Source organism: Pseudomonas sp. P5_A2_2 (assembly GCF_054177685.1).
The window spans coordinates 1-3,758 of record NZ_JBGCUL010000430.1 but is presented as its reverse complement, the minus strand read 5'-3'; the positions used below and the strand labels follow the sequence as shown (position 1 = coordinate 3,758).

At 62.1% G+C, this 3,758-nt stretch carries 3 protein-coding genes; all 3 read left to right on the top strand.

Features of this window, described 5'->3' with window-relative positions:
* The coding region (locus tag ACXRVY_RS19835; protein ID WP_458238048.1) for a sigma-54 interaction domain-containing protein at positions 1-1,012 on the top strand (1,012 nt) is incomplete at its 5' end.
* Between the two features lie 128 nt (positions 1,013-1,140).
* Positions 1,141-2,334 (top strand): sensor histidine kinase, encoded by a 1,194-nt coding sequence (locus ACXRVY_RS19830; protein WP_458238049.1) that lies wholly within the window; start codon positions 1,141-1,143, stop codon positions 2,332-2,334.
* A 5-nt stretch (positions 2,335-2,339) separates the two neighbouring features.
* Positions 2,340-3,725, top strand: coding sequence for a sigma-54-dependent transcriptional regulator (locus ACXRVY_RS19825; RefSeq protein ID WP_223461357.1), 1,386 nt, complete (start codon positions 2,340-2,342; stop codon positions 3,723-3,725).
* Positions 3,726-3,758: the final 33 nt, after the last annotated feature.

Below are 3,758 nucleotides of genomic sequence, written 5' to 3'. Positions count from 1 at the left end.
CGTCCGCCAGATGATGCAGCAAGTCGCCGATACCGATGCCAGCGTGCTGATCCTCGGTGAGTCCGGAACGGGCAAGGAAGTGGTTGCACGCAACCTGCATTACCATTCCAAGCGCCGCGAAGCGCCGTTCGTGCCGGTCAACTGCGGGGCGATTCCGGCCGAGTTGCTGGAAAGCGAACTGTTCGGTCATGAAAAGGGTGCCTTCACCGGGGCGATCACCAGCCGCGCCGGTCGATTCGAGCTGGCCAACGGCGGCACCCTGTTCCTCGATGAAATCGGCGACATGCCGCTGCCGATGCAGGTCAAGTTGCTGCGTGTATTGCAGGAGCGCACCTTCGAGCGCGTGGGCAGCAACAAGACCCAGAGCGTCGACGTGCGCATCATTGCGGCGACCCACAAGAATCTCGAAAGCATGATCGAGATCGGCACCTTCCGCGAAGATTTGTACTACCGCCTGAATGTGTTCCCGATCGAGATGGCGCCGCTGCGTGAGCGCGTTGAAGACATTCCGCTGCTGATGAACGAGCTGATCTCGCGCATGGAGCACGAGAAGCGCGGTTCGATCCGGTTCAACTCGGCGGCGATCATGTCGCTGTGCCGGCATGGCTGGCCGGGCAACGTCCGCGAACTGGCCAACCTGGTGGAGCGCATGGCGATCATGCATCCCTACGGCGTGATCGGCGTGGTCGAGTTGCCGAAGAAATTTCGCTACGTCGACGATGAAGACGAGCAGATGGTCGACAGCCTGCGCAGTGATCTGGAAGAGCGTGTGGCCATCAACGGTCATACGCCGGACTTCACGGCCAGCGCCATGTTGCCTCCGGAAGGCCTGGACCTGAAGGACTACCTCGGTGGTCTGGAGCAAGGCTTGATTCAGCAGGCGCTGGATGATGCCAACGGCATTGTGGCGCGCGCGGCCGAGCGGTTGCGTATCCGTCGTACCACGCTGGTGGAAAAGATGCGCAAGTACGGCATGAGCCGGCGTGATGGAGACGAACAGGCGGATGATTGACGCCTGTTTTTCAAGTCATTCATTTATAGGAAGTTTTTTTTAGGCACGGGTATTGCTAAGTCCCTCGCAACGTTCCGTTTAACTGACGGTCAGCCAAGCGAGAGAGCACAATGCCCCAAGCCGCCCAGATGTCTCCTGTCCCTGATGCTTCGCGGCAACCGTCGTCCGTAGAGCAGGCGAGTCGGCTGGGTCTTGAGCAGGCATTCGCACTGTTCAATCAGATGTCCACTCAGTTGACCGATTCCTACAGCATGCTTGAAGCCCGGGTTACCGAGCTCAAGGGTGAACTGGCGGTGGTCAGCGCCCAGCGCATGCAGGAGCTGGCGGAAAAGGAACGCCTGGCCAACCGCCTGCAAAATCTCCTTGATCTGTTACCCGGCGGGGTCATCGTCATTGACGCCCAGGGCATCGTGCGCGAAGCCAATCCGGCGGCGTGCGAGTTGCTGGGTCTGCCGCTGGAAGGTGAATTGTGGCGCCACGTCATTGCCCGCTGTTTTGCGCCGCGAGAAGACGATGGTCACGAAGTCTCCCTCAAGGATGGTCGGCGTCTGTCGATCGCCACGCGCTCGCTGGACGCCGAGCCCGGCCAGTTGGTGCTGCTCAATGACCTGACTGAAACCCGCCATCTGCAGGATCAACTGGCCCGTCATGAGCGTCTGTCGTCATTGGGGCGCATGGTCGCTTCATTGGCTCATCAGATACGCACGCCGTTGTCCGCCGCGTTGCTGTATGCCAGTCATTTGACCGAGCAAGAGTTGCCGGTCGCTACCCGGCAGCGCTTTGCCGGGCGCCTCAAGGAGCGCCTGCACGAGCTGGAGCACCAGGTGCGCGACATGCTGGTGTTCGCCCGGGGCGAGTTGCCGCTGACCGACCGCGTGACGCCCGGTCAGCTGATGCAATCGTTGCAAGCGGCGGCGCTGACCCACGTACAGGATCTGCCGATCCGCTGGCAGTGCGACAGTCACTCGGGGGAGTTGCTGTGCAATCGCGACACTCTGGTCGGCGCGATCCTCAATCTGATCGAGAACGCCATTCAGGCCAGTGCCGGTCAATTGCGCCTCAAGATTCACCTCTACACCCGAGGCAATAACCTGMGCCTGTGCGTCAGCGACAGTGGCAGCGGTATCGACGCCGCTGTTCTGGCGCGATTGGGCGAACCCTTTTTCACCACCAAGACTACCGGCACGGGTCTTGGCCTGACCGTGGTCAAGGCAGTGGCGCGTGCTCATCAGGGCGAATTGCAGCTGCGTTCGCGGCTCGGTCGCGGCACCTGCGCGCAAGTAATCCTGCCGTTGTTCAGCAGCGCTCAAGGAGCGGAGTGACGCAGATGGGTATCAAGGTTCTGCTGGTCGAGGACGACCGCGCTTTGCGCGAGGCACTGGCTGATACGCTGCTGCTCGCGGGGCATGATTACAAGGCGGTGGGTTCGGCAGAGGAGGCGTTGCTTGCCGTCGGCGACGAGGCCTTCAGCCTGGTGATCAGTGACGTCAATATGCCGGGCATGGACGGCCACCAGTTGCTTGGCATGCTGCGAGTGCGGCAGCCGCAGTTACCGGTGTTGCTGATGACTGCTCACGGTGCGGTCGAGCGCGCGGTCGATGCGATGCGCCAGGGGGCGGCGGATTACCTGGTCAAGCCATTCGAGCCCAAGGCGTTGCTCGATCTGGTGGGGCGTCATGCCCTGGGCAGTCTCGGCCTGACCGAGGGCGGAGGGCCGGTAGCGTTCGAGCCGGCGAGCGCGCAGTTACTCGAGTTGGCGGCGCGGGTCGCACGCAGTGATTCCACTGTGTTGATCTCGGGCGAGTCGGGCACGGGCAAGGAAGTGCTGGCGCGTTATATCCATCAGCATTCTCATCGCGCCAATCAGCCGTTCATCGCGATCAACTGCGCAGCGATTCCGGACAACATGCTCGAAGCGACCTTGTTCGGTCACGAGAAGGGTTCCTTCACCGGCGCCATTGCCGCGCAAGCCGGCAAGTTCGAGCAGGCCAACGGCGGCACCATTTTGCTCGATGAAATTTCCGAAATGCCTCTGGGGCTCCAGGCCAAATTACTGCGTGTGCTGCAAGAGCGCGAGGTCGAAAGGGTTGGCGCGCGCAAACCGATCGCGCTGGATATTCGCGTGGTCGCCACCACCAATCGCGACCTGGCGGGTGAAGTGGCGGCGGGGCGTTTCCGCGAGGACCTCTATTATCGCCTGTCGGTGTTTCCCCTGGCCTGGCGCCCGTTGCGCGAGCGTACCGCCGACATCCTGCCGCTGGCCGAGCGTCTGCTGGCCAGGCACGTCAATAAAATGAAGCATTCGCCTGCCAGGTTGTCGCCCGAAGCTCAGGCGTGCCTGATCGGTTATCCATGGCCGGGTAACGTTCGTGAACTGGACAACGCGATTCAGCGTGCGCTGATTCTGCAGCAGGGTGGCTTGATCCAGCCGCAGGATTTCTGCCTGGCCGGGCCGGTGGCTTGCGCGCCACTGCCTGCGTTGGCGCAGGCGCCGGTACGTCCCGTGGAAGTCGAGTCCGAGTCGGTCGGTGCGCTGGGCGATGACCTGCGTCGCCGTGAATTCCAGATGATCATCGATACCTTGCGCGCCGAGCGCGGTCGTCGCAAAGAGGCGGCCGAGCGCCTGGGAATCAGCCCGCGGACCCTGCGCTACAAGCTGGCGCAGATGCGCGATGCCGGCATGGATGTGCAAGCGTTTTTGTTCGCGACCTGATTTTTACTGTGTAGGAGCGAGCCTGCTCGCGAT

Coding starts and splice junctions, on each gene's coding strand:
- ACXRVY_RS19825 (WP_223461357.1), top strand. CDS start 2,340: ATGGGTATCAAGGTTCTGCTGGTCGAGGACGACCGCGCTTTGCGCGAG.